The organism is Neorhizobium sp. T25_13, from assembly GCF_002968675.1.
Lineage (GTDB): Bacteria > Pseudomonadota > Alphaproteobacteria > Rhizobiales > Rhizobiaceae > Neorhizobium > Neorhizobium tomejilense.
In genome coordinates this window covers 285,305-306,571 of record NZ_PVBI01000001.1, presented here as the reverse complement: position 1 = coordinate 306,571, position 21,267 = coordinate 285,305, and the positions used below count along the sequence as shown (strand labels likewise).

Genomic DNA, 21,267 nt, shown 5'->3' with positions numbered 1-21,267 from the left:
CCGAAGGATAGTATTGCTTCCTCCAATCTGGCACATAACGGAGGGCTTGTGCAAGCTCATGGCGATTGGGGGGATTGGGCGTAGTTGAATATTACTTCAATTTTTGAAGTAGTTTCCTGAAACGGAGATTGGGATGAAAGAAGAAGTTGTGCTTAATTTGCCTGTAGAGCTGAGCGGCGAACTAACAGTTCAAATGGGTCAGGCGGCACAGACAGACCCCAAGCATCCTCAGGATGCCGAGTTTGGGGCCCTCCAACAGGTTACATATTTCGAACTCGCTCGCCTCATGGAGCGGGCAAGCAGGCGGTTCTCGGGTCTGATCCGTGCGGAGCTGACCAAGCTTCGGGTTGACGATATCGGGCCGGCACAGGCGATGATCCTGCTGGCAATCGGCGATTCGGAGCTCTCGGTCGCCGAGCTGCTGGATCGGGGCCATTATGTCGGCTCCAACGTTTCCTACTATCTGAAACAGCTTGGTGATGGTGACTACATCGATCGGGTTGCCTCCCAGCGCGACAAGCGGTCCGCACGCATCAAGTTGACGGAGAAGGGGCGGCAGCTCAGAGCCAATCTCCGGGAGGCCGCGATGACCTATGAGCGCGCGGTGAATCGGGGCGACCAGGAGCAGCGGATGCTTGAAACCGCCTTCCAGACACTGCATCAGCTCGAACTGGCCTGGGGCAGCACCTCACGGTACGGCGTTTGAGTAGTGGTGAGGCCGTGCGCCTCGCCGTGGGGGAATAGACGCGATGCACGTGGCGTTTGTTCATCGACGGGGTTTCGGCCAGTTCGCTGCCCTGGCCGCCCAGCTTGCACAGCTGGGCAATGAGGTCAGCCTCATCACCGAGACCATAGATCAGAAGATCCCTTCCGTTCGCGTCATTCGACATCGAGCGGAAGCGGGTCCGCGTGCGGATCCGCATATGGCCCGACACATGGCTACTCCCGATCACCATGCGCGAATCGGCCATCGCGTCGCCGAGACGCTCGATGCCATGGTGCGGCAGGGGCTGGTGCCCGATGTCGTCGTCGGCCATATCGGCTGGGGAAGCATGATGTTCCTGAAGGATGTGCTCCCGCAGGTGCCCGTATTGGGGTATTGCGAATTCTTCTATCGGTCGGAAGGGGCGGATATCGGGTTCTCCCCTGACGATCGGCCCGATCTGGAGACCCGCAAGAGACTGCGGCTGCGCAATATCGCGCAACTCCTGTCCCTTGAGGCCATCGAGGCCGGCATCAGCCCCACCCATTGGCAGAGAAGTCTTTATCCTGCCGACGCCCAGGGGCGCATTTCGGTGTGTCACGAGGGGATCGATACGGCGCGGTTTCGACCCGACCCGACAGCTTCGGCCACGCTTCCGGATGGGCGCGTACTGAGTGCCGATGGTCCTCCCATCGTCACCTTTGTCGCGCGCGATCTCGAGCCGTATCGCGGCTTCCCGCAGGTTCTGGAGGCTGCCGCCAAGGTCGTGCACCAGCGCCCCGATGCCCTGTTCATCTGCGTGGGAGGAGACGGTGTCAGCTATGGCGTGCCGCCGCCGGGCGGCGGGGCGTGGAAGGATCATCTCCTCAAGTCGCTGGACATACCGCGGGAGAATATAATCTTTCCCGGTGCGGTGCCGCATTCGCTCTTACGGCAGATCTACCAGATCTCCTCCGCGCATCTGTACCTGACCTATCCCTTTGTCCTGTCCTGGTCGGTGCTGGAGGCGATGGCCTGTGGCGCGCTGGTCATCGGGTCCGATACCGCACCCGTTCAGGAGGTCATACGCTCCGGGAAGAATGGTCTTTTGGTGCCGTTCTTCGACACCGATGCGCTCGCCGAGGCGATTCTCGGCGCCCTCGCCAATCCGGAACGTCACTTCGGGATGCGCGCTGCAGCGCGCCGGACTGTCGAGAGGCGTTTCCGGTTAGCGGAATGCCTCAACCGGCAGCAGAATATCATTGAAAAGCTGACCGGAAAGTCGTTTAGAGGCGATCAAGGAGCGGCTGCATAATTATTGCTTCAATTTTGAAAGTATATTTGGAGTTTATTTCTTTATATCGGTTGAATTTTGTTATTGTGCACTGCAATGTTAGTTGTTAGGCTTCCCTCGCAGACGCAGGATGACTTTGATAAAATTCGGTTATCCGGAATATTGTTCTTTGTTACAGGGTAATTCTTCAGGGGCGGTGCGTGCTAAATTTGACGTCTTCCGGCATTGGGAAACAACTGGTGACGAGAAAGCTGATCGCGGCATCGGCCCGGGATCGCTCCTGCTTCGAGGGAAGCGATATCGAACATCAGGTCGTTTTCCTCGATGCCGATGGCCTTCCTCCGGTGACATTGCAGAATGCTTTTCCATTGGTTGCCGTCGCCTATTCGGACGAGGGCGAGGCGGATCTGCAGGCGGGTTTGGCGCTGCTTGGACCACTGGGGACGATCCCGGCCGTTCCTATCCGGCGGCTTGATCCCGCAAACAGGCCGGAAAGCCTCCCGCTTCTGCAGGCTTTGACTGAAGGCAGTGTCGGCCGGCTTGCGCGATACAGCGCCTCGATCACCTCCGAGCTTGCGATCCTGAGAAGGGAACGAGAAGCGCTGCTGGAAAACTACAGAGCGCTCGAAGATGCGTTCCAGGCGCGAAACTGGGAGCCGGTTTCGGAGATTTTCTCCCACGATCCTTATGCCGATCCGAAGGACGAGGGGATCGGTCCGCTGCTTGCCGCGGCCTTTATCGAACAGCTTCTGCCGGTATCCAGCCTTGGCGTGGCGGGGTTTGCCCTTCACTTTCACGCGGTGCCCAGAATCAGCGGAGAGCTTGTCGTCGCGTTGAGCTATCTCGAGAGCGGCGAAGGGGTTGCCGAATGGACTGTCCCCTATGCGCAGCTCGTACCGAACTGGAATTTCTTCTCGTTGCCCCGCGCCTGTGGAGGAGCTGCACGTACGTTGAAGCTGCGGATTTCCGCGACCGGGCCGGAGACCGTCGGCCTTTCGCTCGGCTATCCGATCGCCGGCGAACGTTATTCGGCGCGCTCGGAACTTCCGCATCCGGATCTCGACCTGCGCCCGCTGGCGTTCAAGGTGTTCACGGGGTTGCCCGGGGTCAAGCCGACCAGAACACCCAACATGATAGCCCCGAGCAACCTGCTCGAAGGCCAGTACACTGTCGACTATCGCCTGGCGGTCGCGACCTTGAGCCAGATCGCCGACGTTTCGGTCACGCCCATCGTCCCGGAATTCCAGACGGTGCGCTTCCTCGAACATGAGCATGCCATCGTCTGCCATCCGTTGCCGAGCGGCATATCGGCCGGCGCAGTCAGCGGCGCCATCGAGCCGGGAACGATATCCTTTTCGGTGAGCGCCTTTATCGATCATCCGGAAGGCAAGCCCGCGGCGGTCAGCTTCCTGCTTGCGCCGGCAAATTCGAATGCGCGTTCCGAAGTGGCCGAGATCGCGCGAAAGGGCACGGCCAGACCGTCGGCATTCTTCAGCGGATGGCGCGAAGTCAGCTCCAGCGAGGTCGTCAACATCAATATCCAGCTGGATGAGCCCGTACGCGGCCCGATGGATCTGATGATCCTTAGCCGCGCAGTGACGGATTCTGTCGACTTCTCCTGGCTTAAAGTGTCCGGCTTCAGGATGGTCAAGCAATTTACGGAGGCCGCCGATGTCCGGTAACAGGGAGCCAGCGGACCTGATCGCCGTGGCCATGCCTCTCTACGGTCACGCGGCACTTGCTCTTGAGGCAATCGAATCGGTGCTTGCCTCGAATCCCGGCAACTGCCGTGTTGTCATCGTTGTCTCTGTCGACGGCGATCCTCGGCATGAGACGTTCGATCAGCTGCTGCTCTACGCCGCTGCCCATCCTTGCGTCCATGTCATATTCGGCCGCAACGCCGGCCCGGGCGGCGCACGCAATCGCGCCATCGATTACGTCATCGAGCATTTTCCCGAGGCGAAGGCCCTCTATTTCCTCGATGCCGACAACCGCATTCTTCCCGGCACGATCAAGACGCTTTACCAGCAGCTCGTCTCCAGCGGCTGCGGGTGGGTTTACACGAATATCGACACATTCTCGGTCAGCTGGCGCGCCCATTACGGCAATCGCTATTCGCGGCTGGTACACTGCATCACCGACAATATCTGCGATACGGGATCGATGATCTCGATCGAGGTTTTCAAGGACGGCGTCCGCTTCAATGACGACCGGCAGAACGGTTTCGAGGATTGGGAATTCTGGCTGTCGTGCATCGAGCACGGTTTCGTCGGCACGCCCTGCCACGACACCGTCTTCGAATACAGGCTGAGGGCGGAAAGCCGCTTCAAGGAGGCGAACCGCGACCGCGCCACATCGGTCAGCTTCCTGCGCAAGCGTCATATGCCGTTGTTCCAGCGCCCGATGCTGGTGGATTTCGAGCATGAGGATTGCCCGCGCTACCTGTTTGCGCGGACGGAAGACACGGCGATCTCCTTCTTCACCGATCCCACCAAACCACCGACGATGCTTCGCCTCGACGACATCATCCCGGCCTTCTGGGGCAATATCGGCGAGCCGGACAATGAACATTTTCCGCCATTCCTGGTCGCCGGAAGCGGCGCGGCGCTCGACCTTCTGCGGCGCTCGCGCATGCTGCCGAACGTGCTTGCTCATCTCGAGCGACTGAGCGAGGTGAGCAACGTCGTCTTCGTCCAGCTCGCCAACGATGCCGCCCAGCGCAAGATCGAGCCGGTCATTCATGGTCCGGGCGCACAAAAAATCGGCCCCGCCGATCTCGTTTTCCTGTCGACCCGGATCGCCCAGGACGTGGTCCAGAACAATGCTGTCGACTGGTTCGCCTCGATCGCAAGCCAGCAGGTATGGCCGACATCAGCCATTCTGAAAGTGCGCTTCCCTTTTCCAAGAAGCCTCCCGCGCCGCTCCCTCATCACGCCTCAGCAGGTGATGATCAATTGCCTCAACGCAATTGCCTCGAGCCCCCTCCGCGAGACGGCGGGTAGGCGGTGGACCTGGCGCCCCGCGCGGCTGGTACCCTATACCGATCTCCACAAGGCATTGCGCAAGGAGATCGGAGGATCGCCCGTCCTGCCGCTCGGGCATAACGAGGGCAAGCGCACCGTGGCGCTACTCGTGCCGAACGCCTCGTTCGGCGGGGCTGAAAAGGTCGTTTATGCCGCCGCCCGGGAGTTGAAGGCGGCCGGTTACGAAACCCACCTCTTCGTGCTCGGCACGTCCCGGATGGACGTGATCGACGAATTCGATTCCTGCTTCGATTACATCCATTTCTGGGAGGCGGGAATTCCGGCCTGGGGAGGGTCTGGTTCTTTCCTGGGACAGGACTTCATCGCCGAGGAGCATTCGGTCGACTGGCAGGCGCTCAAGGGGCAGCTTTCCGGCTTCGACCTGGTCATCAACAACCACGTGATGGCCGTCCATCCCCTTATCGCGCGACTGCGCTCCGAAGGCACGCGCACGGCCTGCTACCTGCACGTCGTGGACAACACGGCCTTCAAGAGGCCCGCCGGCCAGCCCTTCGCAGCGATTGCCCACGAGCATTGCTACGATGCCTTCCTGACCTGCTCCGAGCAGCTCAAGATCTATCTGCACAGCTACGGTGTCCCGCACGAGAAGGTCTTCGCCGTTGCGAACGGCGCGAGCTTCTCGGTGCCGCCCAAAGCCTTGGCGGAGGTCCTGGCCGTCAGGCGGATTGAGCGCAAGGACGACCGCTTGCGGATTCTTTACATGGGCCGGTTCGACCAGCAGAAGGGCATCGACAGGCTGGCGGCAGTGCTCGCGGAATTGCGGGCCTCCAACGTCGCCTTCGACGCCCGGGCCATCGGAGGGGAAATCCTCGCCGATTCCAGGGTCTCCTGGAGTGAGCGGCTGAAAGACCTCGGTGTCGACGTGCGTCCGCCGGTCTTTGCGAGCAAGGATCTGATCAAGGCGCTCGGCTGGGCCGATGTTCTCCTCATGCCGTCACGGTGGGAGGGCGCGCCGCTGATGATCGCCGAGGCACAGCAGCTCGGCTGCGTGCCAATCGCGACCGCGGTTGGCGCGGTGGACGAGCTCATTTGCGACGGCGAGGACGGCATACTCATCGATGCGGCTTCCGATCCTCAGATGGTGAGGGAGATGGCACGCATCATTGAAGAGGTCGCGCGCAATCGCGCACGCCTTGCGCCGCTCATGGAGGGCTGCATCAGAACCGCCGCGCACCGGTCTTGGACGTCCTCCTTCTCGGATTTCATCGCGTGGAGCGATCGGTCCGTGAAAAATTCGTCACTGTCCCGCGCCGCGATCTTTCGCGAGCAGGCGACGGCAAATCCCGTGGTCGCGGCAGCTGGCTGATCGCCGAGCCGCTTCTTTGAAACAGAAAGGTCTAGTCGAATGCGTCCGCGAATTCTCGTGACGGGTATTCCCGGTCACTACACGCGCCTTGCCAATGGCGCCCATGGTTCGACCGTCTCCTATTCGGAGCGGCAGAAGCAGCCGGAAACGAAAGAGGAGTTCCTGCAGGAGCTGGGCAACATCAGCAATACCGGGAACTACCTCATCGGCGAAGGCGCCCTGCGGGCGCTCGCTCCGCATGCCAAACAGGTTCCCTTCTGGCATCTCTACAATCTGAGCAAGAGCGGCAGCGGATTCGATGAGTTCAACGCCAATTTCGATATCTGCGTCTTCACCTGCGCGAACCTGTTGCGCAAGGGGCTTTCCGCGGATGCCGAGGCGGATGTTCTCAGCCGGCTCAACATGCCGATCGTCATGCTGGGCATCGGGTTGCAGAACCGCAAGGACCTGGAAAACAATCTTCCGGAAGGAACGAAGCGGCTTCTGGCCGTCCTGAAGGAACGAGAGCACTATTTCCTGACACGCGGCTACGAATCCGCCGGCTTCCTGAAGGATCAGGGTTTCTCCTTCGTGCGCCCGACCGGCTGCCCCTCCGTCTATTTCATGCCGGACAATATGCGCCAGTCGATGAGGAAGCTGTCGAGCGTCAAGATCGGTAAGGCGAAGACCATTTTTTCGGGCTATCTCGGCGGCAATCAGGATGCGATCCTGGATGCGAACGCGCTCGCTCCTGAGGATACCGTACCGCCATACGTCGTGCAGGACGAGTTCCTTCACTTCGATATGAAGGTGGAACCCAATGACGAGGGACGTGTCTATGATTCCGCGTCGGGCCGGATGATCGGCGATCTGACTTATCCCGGTACTGAACGGGAGAAGCAGCGGTTCGAGGTTCGCACCTTCTTTGACAACAACCAGTGGCGCGGCTGGGCCTCGTCAATGGATTTTAATTTCGGCCGGCGGTTTCACGGCTCGATCATCGCCATGCAGGCGGCCGTTCCCAGTCTGATGGTGGCGGTGGACGACCGCATGCGCGAGATGCTGGGCTTCACTGGCCTGCCGGCTGTCGACATCATGGAGGTCGACAAGGCGGAGAACCGCGCCGAGTTCGTGGCCGACCATCTGTCGCAGCTCAACACGAGCGAACTCGTCGACCGGTATTCCGATCGCGAGCGCGCCTTCCGCACCACGCTTCGCGAAATCGGCATCGGTCTCTAGCGAGGCCCTATCCACGGGCCTGCGGGCCATCACCCTTCGGTTCAGAGGACAGTCATGCGTATCTTGCTTACAGGCATTCCTTCCTATCTGCAGCGAACGATTGCGGACGTCTCTGGTACGACCGTTATCCATCGGCCCTATTTCGACGAGACGAGGACAAAAAAGGATCTGATCGCGCAGGTCAGGAAGATCGCCAATACCGGCAACTACCTGATCGGCGAGGGAGCGGCCGAGAGCCTGCGCGGCCACAACGTCACCTATCTGCCGTTCTGGCATCTGGCCAACAATCGGGAGTCGAACGAGATTTTCGAGCAGGTGAACCGCGAGTTCGATCTGTGCGTCTTCGCCTCCGCCAATCTGCTGCGCCCCGGCTATTCCGCCGATCTCGAGGCGGAAATCTTTGCGAAGCTGACGATGCCGGTCGTGGTGATGGGCATCGGCATCCAGCGCAAGGAGGGCCTCAAGGATCAATTGCCAGCCGGTACGCTCAAGTTCCTGGACGTGTTGCGGAACAAGGAAAGTTTCTTCCTCACGCGCGGTTACTTCACCGCCGAATTCCTGAGGGAGCAGGGGATGAAGTTCGTCAAGCCGACGGGCTGCCCGTCACTCTATTTCTCTCCGAACGACATGAAACGTTCGCTGACCGCGCTCGCCAACCCGGCGCTGGCGGAAGCCCAGAAGATCGCCTTCGGCGGTTATCTTGGCAGCGTTGCCGATACGATCGTCGACGCCCATGCACTGCTCAAGCCCGACAGCGTCGCAAGCTATGTCGTTCAGGACGAACTTGTTGCCTACAACCTCTCCCTGACCGGTGGCGACAGTGACATCGCCTATGACCGGTCGAGTGCGCGGATCACCGGGGGCACGGAATACAAGCATTCGGAGAAATGGCAGCGGAAATACGAGTTGCTGGTCTATTTCGATACGAACCAATGGCGCGGGGCGATGTCCGAGCGCGATCTCTGCTTCGGTCGCCGCTTCCATGGCTGCATCATCGGCATGCAGGCCGGCACGCCCGCCCTGATGATCGCCGTCGACGACCGCATGCGGGAGATGCTGGAATTCATCGGCTTCCCTTATATCGAGGCCTCCACCTGGAACAGGGAGGCGGACAAGCGCGCCTATCTTGCCAACTTCCTCGGCAAGATCGACACCCAGGCCGTAATCGACCGGTATTCCGCTTGCGAGGCGAATTTCCGCAGCGCCCTGGCGCAGATCGGACTTTGAGCGGATGAAGGTCGCGGTGCAGATGCGCGCGATCTTTGCCTGTGCGCTGGCGGTGTTCTGGGCGTTTGCCCAAGTGCCGCCGACGGTCGCCCGCGATGTGGCTACCGATCGCATCGGCGTCAACCGGGTAAACCTCGCCTGGCTTTCTCGCGCCGATCAGGAGCGTATCCTGAAGGAAATCGCGGCGAATGGCGTCACCCATGTCCGGCTTTCGCTGTCGAGGCCGGTGGACAAGAGCATCGATGCGCTCGAGATCGCCGATCGGTTAGGGCTGAAAGTCCTTCTCGAGATCCAGCTCGGGAACAAGGATTATTATCCCCCGGGGGCGCGGCCCCGAACCGGTTTCGGCCGTATCTGGGATGTTCAGCGGCTTTCGGATCTCGACCTCGATCTGTACCGGTCGCAGTTGCGCTCGGCCCTTCGCCGCATCGACGGCATGGGCATCCGCATCGACGCCGTAGAGCCCGGAAACGAGATAAACTACAGCGCCTATAACGGCGACCTCGCTGTCTACGAAAAGCCCGGGCGACGGACGCCGCGCAACGTTTCGGAAGTCGCAGACCGCACGGCCTTCGGGCGGGGGCTAGACGCATATGTCGGTGCCGTCCGCATCACCCGGGAGGAGTTGCGGTCGACGGTGCATAGCCGCGAAACGCTTTTGATTTCGGCCGGGCTGTCGGATGTCGGCACTGGCGAGGCCGATAGCCGGGGCATGGAACGGCTCGACCCCAGCGAATTCATTTCACACCTGCGAGAGCGGGGTATCGATGCCCTGATCGATGGCTATGGAATTCATCTTTATCCGGGGCGCAAGGATGACGCGGGACTTGCGCGCTATGTCGGAACGCTTCTCAACTTCTGCCGGCCCGAAGGGGAGGGCAAGCCGTGCTGGGTGACCGAGTGGGGCATCGCCAACACCGCGCTTTCCTGCCCCCTGGACGATCGCGCGCGGGAAGCGGCGGTTCGTGCCGTGCGCCGCAGCTTCGACGAACTGATGGACGAAGGAAGGTTGAGAGCGGCCTTCTATTATGACTGGGACACCCAAGCGGTCTATAGCGTCTGGCGTTGCGGCGGCTTAAGCCCGGCCGGCGTTGCGGCCACGAGAACGGGAAAGGTTGAAGCGAAGTAGGAAAATCCACGCTCTCAAAGATCGCAAAGACCGGATATGCGCGGCAGACGCTGGAGTTTCCCGTTCAAGAGAACCGCTCCCGGAATAGGGGCGAACCAGCTTCCTCCTCCGCAATGGCAGCCTCGCGCAACGCCTGAAAGTCGGCTTGCTGCTCGACCCTGGTACCGCCAAGCCGCACCGTCACCAATATCTGGCGCTCCTGTCCGGCTGTGAATATGGTTTCCTTTACCTGCACGCGAATACGCTCGCAGATGTCGTTGGCATTTTCCATCGTCGTGCCGGGCAGATAGATGCCAAGTTCGTCTGAGGCAAGGCGGGCGACAAGGTCACCATGGCGCACGGAAGAATATACGATCCGGACCATCGATTGAAGCAGCGTATCAGCCCATTGTGGACCGTAACGGCGATCGATGGCATCGAAATCATCAATCCTGAGAACGAGCAAGACGCCATCGGAGCTTCCGGTGCTGCTTGTGCGCCTGCGTTCTATCGCATGCTCGACCGAATTCGCAAATTCGCCGGCGCGCATCGTGCCTGTGACGGGGTTGCGACCGAGCGCGTGCCGCAGCTCTTGTTGGGTATCCCGAAGCGCTTGGTTACGGAGATAAAGCGCCAATTGAAGCGGAAATGTAACGGCCGCCGATATCAATGCCACGGCTGTCAATTCCGCCCAGAACGGACGTTGGGGAATAAGCAGGCTTAATAGCCAAACAATCGCGATCGCTCCAATCGCAGCCGCGAGGGTGCGGAGCATTGCTATCTTGATATGCGGTGTGACTAAGGCTTGGCGAAAACGGAAATACAGGGTCATTGGTTGAGGGAGCTTTTGCGGTGGTCTCTATCTTTGAGATATTGCGTGAAAATACCACGTGAATAAACCTTATGGTATTTTAACAATGGGCATGAAGAATTTGATCGGAAGGCGATCGGGCTGCAGCGGCGGAATGGCTGGGTGCGGTTCGTATCGATGCAGCCTCGCTAAAACCTCATGCACCGGGAGGAGGAGTGCGAATGCTGCCGTTCTGCCTCAGCGCCTGGCAAGATTTCTCTCGGCACCAAAGCAGAGAGACTCTTCGCATTACCGCTTCATCTCACCGAGCTTCGTCAGCAGCGCCGCCCCCGTCTTGATGCCTGCAATGAACAAATCCAGCTTCAGGTTCTCGTTCGGCGCATGGTTCGCCTCGTCCGCATTGGCGTAAGGCACGACGAACGCCGGTTTCTTCAGGATCTTCGTGAACACGTAATCCGGAAGTGATCCGCCAACGGTCGGGTAGAGCAGCGGCTCGACGCCGCGGGCGGTGAAGATCGCGTCCTGGATGATCGGCGCGAACGGGCTATCCATCGGCGTTTTCGAGGGCAGCATGGCGTTGAGCGGTACGAACTCCACGTCCGGTGCATGGGCTGCGACATGCGCCCGCACCTTTTCGAACACGTAATCCGGCGTGAGGCTTTCGACCAGGCGGATATCACACTTGGCAAACGCTTCGCAGGGCAGAACCGTCTTCTGGCCGGGCCCGCCGTAACCGCCATGCAGGCCGTTGATGGTCAGCGTCGGGTGGAACATCAGCCGGTCAAAATAACCGCGGTCGAGCGGCGCATCGAGTTCCTTGATGCCGAGATCGGCCTTGATCGCATCGAGGTCAAGCGGCAGCTTGCTGACCGCCTCGCGCTCCATGTTGGTCGGCGGCACGACAGCCTCATGCAGGCCGTCGATGGTGATCTCGCCCTTGTCGTTCTTCATCGTTGCCAGCAGATGGACGAGCTTCCAGATCGCGTTCGGCATCACCCCGCCGAAATTGCCGGAATGGGCATCGCGATTGGCGGTCTTTGCACGCAGTTCGAAGGAGGCAACACCGCGTACGCCAAAGGTGATGATCGGCGTATCGGATTCATGCAACGGACCGTCGGAGGTGACGACCAGATCGGCGGCATCCAGCTTGTCGGCGTGTTCGGCGACGAACTCGGCGATATGCGGGCTGCCGATTTCCTCTTCGCCTTCCAGCAGGAAGATGACGTTGCAGGGCAGTTCGCCGGTTACCTTCAGATGCGATTCCAGCGCCATCAGCTGGGCGAAATGCTGGCCCTTGTTGTCGCCGATGCCGCGGGCATAGATTCGCCCGTTGCGGATGGTCGGCTCGAAGGGCGGGCTGTCCCAGAGTTCATAGGGCTCCGGCGGCTGCACGTCGTAATGGCCGTAGAGAAGCACGGTCGGCTTGCCCGGCTGCTTTTCCATGCGACCCAAAACCATCGGATGGTTCCGGGTCGGGATGGTAACCGCCTCCATGCCCATGCCGTTCAGCATCTCGACGAGGATGGCCGCGACTTCCGCGATGCCCTTGTTCTGGGCGCTGATCGAGGGATGGCGGACATAGTCCATAACCCGTTCGATGAAGCTTTCGCGGTTTTCCTCGATATGCGCGAAGACGCGCTCCAGATCGCTCTTTTGCTCAGTCATCTCATGCATCCTGCTTGGCTGTCAGAAGGAGGGCACCGGAACCGTGCACCGTGCCGGTCCAGCCGGGTGCGACCAATGTCGTCGTGTCGAGTTGGGTGAGGATCATCGGGCCCTGGATGGTGGCGCCCGCACCAAGCGTCGAACGGTCGACGACCGGAACGCTCGTCACGCCGCTTTCGAAATGCACCGGCACATGGTCGAACGGGGTAACGTCGGAACTCTCCTCGAGGATTGCGGGCGGCGGTTCGACTGTGATGCCGGCTGCTTCAACACGCAGGGTCACGAGCTCGATCGCCGCTTCCAGGGCAAAACCGTAGAGCGCCTTGTGTTCGGCGGCGAAGGCGGCCTCCACTGCCTCGCGGGTCTCGCCCCAGGTAACGGCAAGCTCACCGCCTTGGCCGTGATAGCGCAGCAGCGCCACAGTCGCGATGCGGCGGTCCTTTTCGGCCACGCCTTCGGTCTCGAACCAGGCGGATGCCTGGGTCTTGAGCTCGGCGATGATGCCGTTGGCGGTCGCCACATCTACGGCACCGGCTTTCGGCAACGTGCGGCTGAACTCCGCCTTGAGGTCGGCGGCCAGCAGGCCGTCGGCGCAGAGAATGCCGGGAGCCGGCGCGATCATCACGCGGGAAATGCCGAGCAGGTCGGCAAGCGCGCAGCCATGCAGAGGTCCGGCGCCACCGAACGGCACCAGCGTGAAGTCGCGCGGATCGTGGCCGCGTTCGACCGAAACGACGCGCACCGCGCCGACCATGTGGTTGTCGACGATCGCCAGAATGCCGCGGGCGGCCGTCGCCGTCGAAAGACCGAGCGGGTTCGCGACCTTGCCGTCGACCGCCTTGCGGGCGGCTTCGACATCCAGCGCCATGCGACCGCCAAGGAGACGGGCCGGCAGGTGGCCGAGCACGACATGGGCGTCGGTCACCGTCGGGTTCTCCCCACAATGGCCATAGGCGGCCGGCCCCGGACGGGCGCCGGCGCTCTGCGGGCCGACGGTCAGCGTGCCATCCGCTACCTTGGCGATTGAGCCGCCTCCCGCGCCGATCGTTACCATGTCGACCATCGGAAGCGGCAGCGGCCATTCGCCGACCTTGCCGTGTTGGGTGAGCCCGATCTTACCATCCTTGATGAGGCAGATGTCGGCACTGGTACCGCCGATATCGACGGTGATGATATCCTTGATGCCGCAGGCGGCGGCGACCGAGCGCGCGCCGACCACGCCGGCGGCGGGACCGGACAGTGCCGTCAGCGCCGGAGCCTGCCGGATGGTGGCCGCACCGGCGACACCGCCATTCGACTGCATCAGCAGCAGCGGGGCTGCGACCTTCTCGTCCTCAAGCCGCTTTTCCAGCCGTCCCACATAGGTGGTGACGCCGGGCATGACGGTGGCATTGAGCACGGTCGTCAGCGTGCGTTCGAACTCACGCACCACAGGCAGTACATCGATCGAGGTGGTGACGGCGAGATGCGGCAGTTCTGCGCGAAGGATCTCCGCCGCGCGTTTTTCATGCACCGGGTTGGCAAACGCATGCAGCAGGCAGATGGCGACAGCCTCGACCTCCATGCCGCGGATCGCTTCGGCCGCAATCCGCACGCTGTCTTCGTCCAGCGCATCGAGAATGGCGCCGCCGGCGGCGATGCGCTCGTCGATCTCGACTATGCGCGAGGCCGGCACCGGCCGCTCCGGTTTCACCCAGGTATAAAGGTTCGCCTTGCGGGGAATATCCTGGCGGCCGATGTTCAGCACATGGCGAAAACCCTTGGTGGTGACCAGCGCCGTGCGGGCGCCCTTGTCCTCCAAGATCATGTTGGTCGCGACCGTCGTGCCATGCAGGACCTGACCGAGCGAGGAGGCCTCGCGGCCGGCATCGGTCAGCGCCAGGCGGATGCCGTTGAGGAACGCTTCCGAAGGATCGGAAGGCACGCTGGGCGTCTTCGCCCGCCAGACCTTGCCCGTGGCACGGTCGAGAAGCGCAACGTCGGTGAAGGTGCCGCCGATATCGACTGCGACGGAAAGGGACGTATCGATAAAGGTCTCAGGCGAGGACATCGACATACTCCTGACGATGGAATGCACGGGTAGCGGGACGGTTGGCGCGAAGTGCGGCCGTAGCCGCGTGATCAACCTTGGTGCCCTTCACGACGACGCCATAGAGGCGTTCGGCGGACTCGGCGCTGACGAAACCGCCGAGCACGTCTTCGAGAATGGCATCGAGATTACGGTCGAAGGGATGGCCGAAGCCTCCGCCCCCGCCGGTCTCCATGCGCAGCACGTCGCCCTTGACCAGCCTGTTGCCGTCCGAAAGCGGCGGAACCATGCGCTGGTCTGGCCGGCCCGGATTGATGGTGACGCGCCCGGTACCGCCGCCCATGCCGCCATTGATGCCCCAGGGCGGGTTCTTGACGCTGTCGATGCGCACCGCAAGCATCATGTCTTCGGCAAGAATCTCGTATTCGCGGATGATGCCGCAGCCGCCGCGGTATTTGCCGGCGCCGCCGCTATCCTTGACGATGCCGTAGGTACGCAGCCGCACCGGATAACCGACTTCGAGGAACTCGACCGGATAGTTCTCCTGCGCCACGAAATAGACCGCGTCGATGCCGTCCGAATCCGGCCGCGCGCCGTAACCGACGCCGATGCCGTCAGCGAGCAGGAAGCGCTTCAGGTCGCCCGCGTCATCCTTGTAGTTGCCGCGCATGATGGTGATGACATAGGCCGAATTGGAGGCAGGCGCCTTGCCGCCTGCCGTGTTGACGAGGCCGTTCAGGGCGGACAGCACACGCATCATGGTCAGGCCGCGCATGCCGAGCGAGGCCGGGAAATTCGGCTGCAGGAATGAGCCCTGGCGCAGGTTCACGGCATCCAGCGCCTGCGGACCGCCCGCGTTGCAGACTTGGCCCGGATCGCCACCAAGATAGAAGAGACCGAGCGCCATGCCCGGCACGCCGCGGTTCATCAGGAAATTGATCGGACCGGGCGCCTGATCGTCGGATTCGGTCGCATCGAAAGTGAATTTGTCCTCGCCATTCGCCAGCCTCTCGCGGGTCAGCGAGAGGCGCATCTTGAACGGGCCGTTGCCATGTCCGTCGCTGTCGATCGCATCGGTGAATTTGTGCGTGCCGTAGTCGAAGGTCTCGGCCAGCTTGGAGCGCACCAGCTTGCGGGTGCGGGTGAGCAACTGTACCAACGCATCCTCGACCACATCGGAGCCGAAGCGGTCGAGGATCTCGCCGATGCGTTTGACGCCGACGTCGACGCTTGCCATCAGCGCCCGCATGTCGCCGATGCTCTGCTCGGGGAAGCGGGAGTTGCGATGGAAGATCGACAGCGTCGCCTCGTTGGTAACGCCCTGGTCCATCAGCTTGGTGACCGGGATGATGATGCCTTCCTGATAGATGTCGGTCGCATCCGGGCTGATCGAGCCCGGCCGCATGCCGCCGATATCGGCGAAATGCGCCCAGCTCATCACGAAGGCGCAACGCTTGCCGTCCTTGAAGACCGGCGCCAGCAAAACCTGGTCGTTGGAGTGGGAAACCGCGCCGCGCGAGCCGTAGCAGTCATTGTACCAGTAGAGATCGCCGGGCTTCATCGTATCGGCCGGGAACTTGTCGAAGACCGGGCCGGTCATGTCGCCGAACACCGGCACCATCGAGCCGACCGCCATCACGCCTTCACCGTCGAACAGCGCGGTATAAAAGTCTTTTTTCTCGCGGATAAACGCGGAGATCGCGGTGCGCTCGAGCAGCGCTTCCATTTCCGACTGGGCGGCGGCAATCGCCCCGCGGATGATTTCGAGCGAGACGGGATCGCAGAGGGACTCTTCCGGTTTTACGGCCCTTGCGGGCGAGCTTTCGCTTTCCTTGGGATTGTACATCTTGGAATCCTCGTTGGATGCTGTGGAATGGATCGATCGGGTGCTCACTAGGCACCTCCGATCAGAACGACGACATTGCCGAGGCCGCCGTGCTCGACGCGCTCATGGGCCTTGGCGATATCGTGAAGGGGAAGTGTCGCACCGATGGCGACCTTGAGTCTCCCGGCATCGGCAAGCTCGGCGATCGTCCTTTCACCCGCCAGCCGCTGATCCTCCGGGATCAGGAAACCCTGGATGAAGCGAAGGTTGGCGCCCTTGGCTGCGAAAGCGTAGTAGGGAAGCACAGGCGTCGGATTGCTGCTCGACGAATAGGAGGCAACGGTGCCGTTGCGTTTCAGGACGGCCGCGTCGAGCTCCAGGTTTGCCCCGAAATCGACCTCGACGATACGATCGACGCCCTGTCCTTCGGTCAGTTCGAGGATGCGGGCCGAGACGTCTTCGCGCTTGCGGTCGATCGTCGCAAAAGCGCCGGCTTGCCTCACGTGCGCCGCAGCTTCCGGCGTGCTGACCGTACCGATCACCCGCGCTCCGCCGGCAACCGCCATCTGCACCGCGAAGTGCCCGACCGCACCGGCAGCGCCGTTGACGAAGATCGTCTGGCCATTCACCGGGCCATCGGCAAAGACGGCGCGATAAGCGGTCATCGCCGGCACGCCGAGATTGGCGCCATCGGCGAAACTCAGGCTATCGGCAAGTTTCACCGCCTGATGGGAGGCGATTGCGATAAATTCGGCGGCGGTGCCGAAAGCGCGGCCCGCTTCGCCATATCCGCCTTGGGCATTCCACATCCAGACCCGTTCGCCGATGCGCGCCGGATCAACGCCCGCGCCGACACCGACGATTTCGCCGGCACCATCCGTATGCGGGATGATCAACGGGTGATCCATGCCCATGCCGCGCCAACCGCCCCGGCGTTTCACGTCGGCCGGGTTGATGCCGGACGCATGCACGCGCACCAGCACCTCACCGGGACCGGCGATCGGTGTAGCCATCTCAGCCACGGAGAGAACCTCCGCGGCGGGACCGGTGCATGTGTAGGAAGCGGCTAACATCGATAACTCCAATCAGTACAGATGGCAGGCGATAGTGCGGGTACCGACCGGCTTCGGCAGAGGTGTCTCGGCCGCACAGCGCGCATGGGCCGCCGGACATCGGTCGCGGAAGACGCAGCCGGAGGGTGGATTGCGCGGGTCCGGCGCACCGCGACCGATCGGCAACGGCTCGTGGCTCTGGTCGGGATTCGGCACGGGGACGGCAGCAACCAGTGCCTTGGTGTAGGGATGCAACGGCTCGCGGACGATATCCTCGGTCGGTCCGTCTTCCATGATCCGGCCGAGATACATGACGATGGTCCGCTCGCAGACGTAACGCACGAGCGCCAAGTCATGACTGATATAGATGGCGGTGAGGCCTAGCCGGTCGCGCACGTCGCGGAAAACGTTGAGCACGCCGGCACGCACCGAGACATCGAGCATCGACACCGGTTCGTCGGCCACCACGAATTCCGGCTGCAGGATCAGCGCCCGCGCCATCACAACGCGCTGCAACTGTCCGCCGGACAGGTGATGCGGATAACGGTCGAGAAACTGCGCAGGGCCCGGCAGCTTGACCAGTTCCAGCGCCGTGATGATCCGCCCCTCGCGTTCGCGTTTGGGAATGTCGGCATTTTCCAGCGGCTCGGCCAGCGTCTGGCGGATGGTGAAGCGTGGATTGATCGCATCGAACGGGTTCTGGAAGATCAGTTGCGCCTTGGAGCGGAATTTCTTCAACCCGCTGCCGCGCACCGAGCCGATCTCCTCGCCGTCGAAATGGATCGTGCCGCCGGTCTTTTCTTCGAGCTTCAGCAGCAGCCGGCCCATCGAGGTCTTGCCGCAGCCGGATTCGCCGAGCAGGCCGACGCTTTCGCCGCGCCGGATATCGAAGCTGACGCCATCGACAGCTTTCACCACCGTCGACTTGCCGCGCATCGCCGCGAACGCACCGCCGACAGCATAATGCAGCTTGGCATCGAAAACGGAGACCAGAACATCCGGCTTTTTGGTGACCATGCTCATGCGGGGGCCATCCACGTCTCCGTCTTGGCGGCTTCGATACGCAGGGCAGCGCTCTCGTGGGCGCGGTGGCAGAGCACCGGGTGATCCGGAGCAACGTCAACGATCGGCGGCTCGGTGCCGCAGATGTCCTGCGCGAACGGACAGCGCGGCTTGAACCGACAGCCGGCCGGCGGGTTGGCAAGGTTCGGCGGCGCGCCTTCGATCGGCGTCAGGATGCCGGAGGCTGCCCCCTGCAGATCCGGAAAGGCGTTGCGCAGGCCCATCGTGTAGGGATGCGACGGTGCTGTCAGCGCCGCCTGCATCGTGCCGGATTCCGCGACCTTGCCCGCATACATGACGACGGTACGGTCGCAGATATAGGCGACGACCGAGATGTCGTGGGTGACGAGGATGACCGAAACGCCGAGCCGCGTCTGCAGCTCCTTGAGCTGATCGAGGATCTGCCGCTGCACGATGACGTCGAGCGCCGTCACCGGCTCGTCAGCGATGATCAGCTTCGGATCGAGCGCGAGCGCCAGGGCAATCGCGACGCGCTGGCGCATGCCGCCGGAGAACTGATGCGGATAGTCGGCCAAGCGGTTGGCATCGATGCCGACCATCTCGAACAGTTCCTCGGAACGGGCACGGGACTGTTTTCGGCCCAGGCCGCCGCGGCGGCGCAGCACCTCGTCGAGCTGGTATTCGACCGTATAGACCGGATCGAGCGAGTTCATGGCGCTCTGGGGAATGAAGGCGATGTCGCGCCAGCGCAGCGCATTCATCTCCTTTTCGGGGATCTTTGCGAGATCCTTGCCGTCGAACAGGATCTGGCCGCGGGTGATCGCCGCATTCTCGGCAATCACCCGCGTCAGTGCCCGGGCAACCGTCGTTTTGCCGCAGCCGGATTCGCCGACCAGGCCGGTGATCGAGCCGCGCGGAATGTCGAAGCTTGCGCCGTCCACGGCATGGACGAAATTGCGCCCCACCTGGTAGCTGACCCGAAGATCTCTGACGGAAAGAAGAGGTTCGCTCATCGGCTCAACTTCGGGAAGAGGATGTTTTCATAACCGCGGGTAATGAAGAAGCCCGCGCTGACGACGAGGATGATGCAGATGCCCGGAGGCACGAACCAGTAGAAGGCCTGTTTGGCGAGCGCCTGGCTGGCAAACGCATCCTGCAGCATGTAGCCCCAGCTGATCGAATCCGGATCGCCGAACCCCAGGAAACTGATCGACGCTTCGGTCAGGATCGCCCAGCCGATGGCGATGGATCCGTAGAGGAAGGAGAGCGGCAGGATGTTGGGCGCGATATGGCGCAGGATGATCTTGAAATCTGAAGACCCCGCCACCCGCGCCGCCTCGACATAACCGCGGGTCCGCAGCGTCAGCACCTGGCTACGGATGACGCGGGCGGTATCGCGCCAAAGCACCAGCGCCATGGCGATCACCACGTTCCAGATCGACGGCCGCAGGAAGGCGGCAAGCACGATGACGAAGGGCAGGAAGGGAATGCCGAAGGCGATATCAGCTAGCCGCATCAGGATGGCGTCTACCCAGCGACCGAAATAACCGGCGACGAGGCCGATGACCGAGCCGATCAGCGCCACCATGAAGGCGGCGGTGATGCCGATCAGCAGCGCCGAGCGGCTGCCGTAGACGAGCTGCGAGAAGATGTCCCGGCCGAGGCTGGTGGTTCCCATGATGAAACCATCCTGCCCCGGCCGGAGGTCCGCCGCGAGATCGTAGGCTGGCGTGTAGAGAATTTCGGTCGGGTCATGTGTGGCGATCTGATCGGCGAACACGGCGACGACGACGAACACCAGATAGATGAGGAGACCGGCGACCGCGAACGGGTCGTTCATCGGCAGTCTCAGTGCGCGAAACATCCGGGCAATAATATTGGGGCGTCTCGGCTTGGTGATGGCGGGTGCGGCGATCTCAGGCATGGGAAATCCTCGGATCGAGGAACGCATAGAGCAGGTCGGCGAGCAGATTCATGAAGATCACCACGAGCGCGATCATCAGGAAGGCACCCTGCGCCAGCGGATAGTCGGAAGCGGCAACGGCGTTGACCAGTTCGCGGCCGAGGCCTGGCCAGGAGAACACCGATTCCACCACGACATTGCCCTGCAGCTGATAGCCGACGGCGATCGCAAACGAGGTCATCACTGGCAGCAGCGCGTTGCGGGCGGCGTGACGCACCACCACGGTCCAGGTCGACAAGCCCTTGATGCGGGCCATGGTGACGAAATCCTCCTTCATCACGTCGAGCATGTTGGAGCGCATCAGGAGAAGCGGCAGGCCTTGGCTGTAGATCGCCAAGGTCGCCGCCGGCAGCGCCAGATGGGCGAGGAAATCGCGCGAGGTATAGAGATCGAGAAAGCCGGAATATTCGTTGCCCGGGGCGCGCGTGCCGCCGGCCGGCAGCCAGCCGAGCGAAAACGAGAAGATCGCCAGCATCACCATGCCGAGCCAGAACTCCGGCATGGCGCGGGTGGTGAGCACCAGCGGAATGGCCGCCTGCTCCACCCAGCTGCCGCGGCGCCAGGCGAGATAGGCGCCAGCGAGAATGCCGAAGACATAGGCGACGATCAGCGAGGAGAAGGTGAGGATCAGTGTGTTCGGCAGCAGGATCCAGATGCGCTGGCCGACCGGTTCGCGATAGCGAAAACTCTGGCCGAGCTCGCCCTGCAGAAGATTACCGAGATAGATCAGGTATTGATGCCACAGCGGTTTGTCGAGGCCAAACTGGGCCATCAGCTGCTGCTGCTGCTCGAGCGTAAAGGTCGGGTCGATATAGGCGGCCATCGGATTGCCCGGCATCAGCCGGAACATCAGAAACAGGATGGTCACCACCGCCCATAAAACAAGTGCGAGCTGCAGCAACCTGCTGCCCACAGCCTTGAAATTCTTCATCTGAAAAAATTCCTTCTCTTGGCTCGGCGCCGCCTTGGGAGGACAAGGCGAGGCTGCCGATGTCAAGCGTCAGGCAAAAAGGGAGGCGG

Annotated in this window: 16 protein-coding genes; 7 read left to right on the top strand and 9 right to left on the bottom strand. The window is 62.0% G+C overall.

The features are described 5' to 3' along the window. Positions 1-133 precede the first annotated feature (133 nt). The 7 genes from C5J22_RS01495 (at position 134) to C5J22_RS01465 (ending at position 9,900) form a co-directional block, all read left to right on the top strand. On the top strand, positions 134-706 hold the full coding sequence (locus tag C5J22_RS01495) for a MarR family transcriptional regulator (protein WP_105436843.1): 573 nt from the start codon (positions 134-136) through the stop codon (positions 704-706). A 43-nt stretch (positions 707-749) separates the two neighbouring features. Further along, the gene (locus C5J22_RS01490; protein ID WP_105436842.1) at positions 750-1,997 is read left to right on the top strand and encodes a glycosyltransferase family 4 protein; all 1,248 of its coding nucleotides are present in this window, start codon (positions 750-752) and stop codon (positions 1,995-1,997) included. 179 nt (positions 1,998-2,176) lie between these two features. Then, positions 2,177-3,658 carry a DUF6212 domain-containing protein gene (locus tag C5J22_RS01485; protein WP_105436841.1) on the top strand — a complete coding sequence of 494 codons (1,482 nt, stop codon included), beginning with the start codon at positions 2,177-2,179 and terminating at the stop codon, positions 3,656-3,658. After that, positions 3,648-6,326: a glycosyltransferase gene (locus tag C5J22_RS01480; RefSeq protein ID WP_105436840.1), complete on the top strand. Its 2,679-nt coding sequence runs from the start codon at positions 3,648-3,650 to the stop codon at positions 6,324-6,326. The genes C5J22_RS01485 and C5J22_RS01480 overlap by 11 nt, the downstream gene beginning before the upstream one ends. A gap of 39 nt (positions 6,327-6,365) precedes the next feature. Further along, a complete protein-coding gene (locus C5J22_RS01475; protein ID WP_105436839.1) occupies positions 6,366-7,544 on the top strand; it encodes a polysaccharide pyruvyl transferase family protein in 1,179 nt (392 codons plus the stop codon). Between the two features lie 54 nt (positions 7,545-7,598). Further along, complete coding sequence (locus C5J22_RS01470; RefSeq protein WP_105436838.1) at positions 7,599-8,771, top strand: polysaccharide pyruvyl transferase family protein; 1,173 nt, start codon at positions 7,599-7,601, stop codon at positions 8,769-8,771. A gap of 4 nt (positions 8,772-8,775) precedes the next feature. Next, positions 8,776-9,900, top strand: coding sequence for a glycoside hydrolase (locus tag C5J22_RS01465; protein WP_105436837.1), 1,125 nt, complete (start codon positions 8,776-8,778; stop codon positions 9,898-9,900). Positions 9,901-9,964: 64 nt separating this feature from the next. On the opposite strand, the gene C5J22_RS01460 is transcribed toward C5J22_RS01465, so the two are convergent. The 9 genes from C5J22_RS01460 to C5J22_RS01420 all read right to left on the bottom strand — a co-directional run bounded on the left by C5J22_RS01460 (position 9,965) and on the right by C5J22_RS01420 (position 21,178). Next, positions 9,965-10,711, bottom strand: a complete 747-nt coding sequence (locus C5J22_RS01460; RefSeq protein ID WP_105436836.1) for a GGDEF domain-containing protein — start codon at positions 10,709-10,711, stop codon at positions 9,965-9,967. A gap of 267 nt (positions 10,712-10,978) precedes the next feature. Next, positions 10,979-12,355: a M20/M25/M40 family metallo-hydrolase gene (locus tag C5J22_RS01455; protein WP_105436835.1), complete on the bottom strand. Its 1,377-nt coding sequence runs from the start codon at positions 12,353-12,355 to the stop codon at positions 10,979-10,981. Between the two features lies 1 nt (position 12,356). After that, a complete protein-coding gene (locus tag C5J22_RS01450) occupies positions 12,357-14,405 on the bottom strand; it encodes a hydantoinase/oxoprolinase family protein (RefSeq protein ID WP_105436834.1) in 2,049 nt (682 codons plus the stop codon). Further along, on the bottom strand, positions 14,392-16,278 hold the full coding sequence (locus C5J22_RS01445; protein ID WP_105436833.1) for a hydantoinase B/oxoprolinase family protein: 1,887 nt from the start codon (positions 16,276-16,278) through the stop codon (positions 14,392-14,394). Before C5J22_RS01445 ends, C5J22_RS01450 begins: the two co-directional genes overlap by 14 nt. Beyond that, a complete protein-coding gene (locus tag C5J22_RS01440) occupies positions 16,278-17,282 on the bottom strand; it encodes an NADPH:quinone reductase (protein WP_105436832.1) in 1,005 nt (334 codons plus the stop codon). The genes C5J22_RS01445 and C5J22_RS01440 overlap by 1 nt, the downstream gene beginning before the upstream one ends. Before the next feature lie 12 nt (positions 17,283-17,294). Beyond that, positions 17,295-18,278, bottom strand: a complete 984-nt coding sequence (locus C5J22_RS01435; protein ID WP_371412537.1) for an ABC transporter ATP-binding protein — start codon at positions 18,276-18,278, stop codon at positions 17,295-17,297. 2 nt (positions 18,279-18,280) lie between these two features. Next, the gene (locus C5J22_RS01430) at positions 18,281-19,297 is read right to left on the bottom strand and encodes an ABC transporter ATP-binding protein (RefSeq protein ID WP_105436830.1); all 1,017 of its coding nucleotides are present in this window, start codon (positions 19,295-19,297) and stop codon (positions 18,281-18,283) included. Continuing rightward, a complete protein-coding gene (locus C5J22_RS01425; RefSeq protein WP_105436829.1) occupies positions 19,294-20,208 on the bottom strand; it encodes an ABC transporter permease in 915 nt (304 codons plus the stop codon). The genes C5J22_RS01430 and C5J22_RS01425 overlap by 4 nt, the downstream gene beginning before the upstream one ends. After that, positions 20,201-21,178, bottom strand: coding sequence for an ABC transporter permease (locus tag C5J22_RS01420; RefSeq protein WP_105402691.1), 978 nt, complete (start codon positions 21,176-21,178; stop codon positions 20,201-20,203). Before C5J22_RS01420 ends, C5J22_RS01425 begins: the two co-directional genes overlap by 8 nt. Positions 21,179-21,267 lie beyond the last annotated feature (89 nt).

What these genes read in the sequence shown, in the direction of transcription:
- C5J22_RS01490 (WP_105436842.1), top strand. Translation starts at nt 750, where the DNA reads ATGCACGTGGCGTTTGTTCATCGACGGGGTTTCGGCCAGTTCGCTGCC.
- C5J22_RS01465 (WP_105436837.1), top strand. Translation starts at nt 8,776, where the DNA reads ATGAAGGTCGCGGTGCAGATGCGCGCGATCTTTGCCTGTGCGCTGGCG.
- C5J22_RS01450 (WP_105436834.1), bottom strand. Translation starts at nt 14,405, where the DNA reads ATGTCCTCGCCTGAGACCTTTATCGATACGTCCCTTTCCGTCGCAGTC.
- C5J22_RS01480 (WP_105436840.1), top strand. Translation starts at nt 3,648, where the DNA reads ATGTCCGGTAACAGGGAGCCAGCGGACCTGATCGCCGTGGCCATGCCT.
- C5J22_RS01420 (WP_105402691.1), bottom strand. Translation starts at nt 21,178, where the DNA reads ATGAAGAATTTCAAGGCTGTGGGCAGCAGGTTGCTGCAGCTCGCACTT.
- C5J22_RS01435 (WP_371412537.1), bottom strand. Translation starts at nt 18,278, where the DNA reads ATGGTCACCAAAAAGCCGGATGTTCTGGTCTCCGTTTTCGATGCCAAG.
- C5J22_RS01455 (WP_105436835.1), bottom strand. Translation starts at nt 12,355, where the DNA reads ATGACTGAGCAAAAGAGCGATCTGGAGCGCGTCTTCGCGCATATCGAG.
- C5J22_RS01460 (WP_105436836.1), bottom strand. Translation starts at nt 10,711, where the DNA reads ATGACCCTGTATTTCCGTTTTCGCCAAGCCTTAGTCACACCGCATATC.
- C5J22_RS01430 (WP_105436830.1), bottom strand. Translation starts at nt 19,297, where the DNA reads ATGAGCGAACCTCTTCTTTCCGTCAGAGATCTTCGGGTCAGCTACCAG.
- C5J22_RS01475 (WP_105436839.1), top strand. Translation starts at nt 6,366, where the DNA reads ATGCGTCCGCGAATTCTCGTGACGGGTATTCCCGGTCACTACACGCGC.
- C5J22_RS01440 (WP_105436832.1), bottom strand. Translation starts at nt 17,282, where the DNA reads ATGTTAGCCGCTTCCTACACATGCACCGGTCCCGCCGCGGAGGTTCTC.
- C5J22_RS01425 (WP_105436829.1), bottom strand. Translation starts at nt 20,208, where the DNA reads ATGCCTGAGATCGCCGCACCCGCCATCACCAAGCCGAGACGCCCCAAT.
- C5J22_RS01495 (WP_105436843.1), top strand. Translation starts at nt 134, where the DNA reads ATGAAAGAAGAAGTTGTGCTTAATTTGCCTGTAGAGCTGAGCGGCGAA.
- C5J22_RS01470 (WP_105436838.1), top strand. Translation starts at nt 7,599, where the DNA reads ATGCGTATCTTGCTTACAGGCATTCCTTCCTATCTGCAGCGAACGATT.